The organism is Ornithinibacter sp., assembly GCF_035443565.1.
Classification (GTDB): Bacteria; Actinomycetota; Actinomycetes; order Actinomycetales; family Dermatophilaceae; genus Fodinibacter.
Window position 1 is genome coordinate 2424 of record NZ_DAORSO010000177.1, and the last position, 1611, is coordinate 4034.

Genomic DNA, 1611 nt, shown 5'->3' on the forward strand with positions numbered 1-1611 from the left:
GCGGGCGCCCACCGGCGGAGGCCACTGCCGTGTGCGTGGACGTGGACCCGGGCACCGACACGAACAGCGCCGTGGCCAGGACGACGACCTCGGTGCAGACGGCGCCCAGTGCGAGCGCCACCCGCTCGAGGCTGGCACGCACGTGCGTCACCGGGTCGCCGGCATCGACCATCGCCTCGCCGAGGGCGACGAGGAAGTCGGCGACGTCGGTCTCGGCGGCCGGGTCGGGGGCCGCCCGGCTCACGTCATGAACCGTCGGTGGGGACGGTGAACGAGGCCGCGAACTCGACGAGCAGGCGGGACCCGAAACCGGTGGGGCCCTTCTGCACCCAGCGCCGCGAGGACTCCGCCTGGCCCGTGCCGGCGATGTCGATGTGCGCCCACGGGGTGCCGTCGACGAACTCCTCGAGGAACAGGCCCGCGGTGATCGACCCGGCGTTCGGCCCACCGAGGTTGGTCATGTCCGCGATCGTGGAGTCGAGCTGCGACCTGTACGACTTGATGAGCGGCAGCTCCCAGGCCGGCTCGTCGGCCCGCTCGCCCGCGGCCCGGACCTGCGCGACGACGGCGGGGTGGTTGCCCATGACCCCGGCGACCTCGGTGCCGAAGGTGCGCAGGCAGGCCCCGGTCAGGGTGGCGATGTCGACGATGACGTCCGCCTCGTCCTCCACGGCCAGGGAGAGCCCGTCCATCATCACGAGGCGTCCTTCGGCATCGGTGTTCTTCACCTCGACGGTCTTGCCGTTGCGGGCGGTGAGCACGTCACCGAGCTGCATGGCCGAGCCGGACGGCATGTTGTCAGTGCACATGAGGTATGCCGTGACGCGGGCCCGGCAGCCCACCTCGCGCAGGGCGGTCATCGCCGCGAGGATGGCGGCCGCCCCGGTCATGTCGTTCTTCATCTGCGAGTGCGACTCGTCGCTCGGCTTGAGGTTGATGCCGCCGGAGTCGTACATGATGCCCTTGCCGACCAGGGCCAGGTGCCCCGTGGGCTCGCCCTCGGGCTGGTAGCGCATCACGATCATGCGGGGTGGCTCGACGCTGCCGCGGTTGACTCCGAGCAGGCCACCGCAGCCCATCTCGGTGAGTTGTTCCTTGTCGAACACCTCGACCTCGAGCCCGGCGTCGGGCCCGAGCTCGACGGCGAGGTCAGCCATGGCGGTCGCGGTGAGCATCCCGGCAGGGCTGGTGGACAGGTCCCGGCTGAGCATGCCGACCCTGGCCATGAGGCGGCCTCGGGCGGCGCCCTCCTCGACCGCGGCCCGCTCGCCCTCGGGTGCCACGAGGGTCAGGGAGGCGACCTCGGCCGTCTCCGGCTCGGTGCTGCGCAGGCTGAAGCGGTAGCGCGCGAGCAGCACGCCCTCGACGATGGCGGCGGCGGACTCGGCGGTCGTCATCCGCGACGAGCGCGGCACGCGGGTCGCGAGGTGGCCGTCGAAGGGCACCGCGTTCGCGAAGGCCGCCGCGGCGTCGCGCACGGTGGCGGCCGTCAGGGAGGCCACGTCACCGACGCCTACGGCCACGAGCACCGGTGCGCCGGAGGCGGGGAACGCGAGCGCGGACCCGACCGTGGGACGGAAACCCGCGCGCCCCAGGCCGGCGAGGTCGACG

The 1611-nt window shown here is 72.9% G+C and carries 2 protein-coding genes; both read right to left on the bottom strand.

Features of this window, described 5'->3' with window-relative positions:
• Positions 1-244 (bottom strand): threonine/serine exporter family protein (locus PLL68_RS12865; protein ID WP_324534687.1); only part of this gene is annotated, 244 nt, incomplete at its 3' end.
• A 1-nt stretch (position 245) separates the two neighbouring features.
• Positions 246-1611 (bottom strand): leucyl aminopeptidase family protein (locus tag PLL68_RS12870; protein ID WP_324534689.1); only part of this gene is annotated, 1366 nt, incomplete at its 5' end.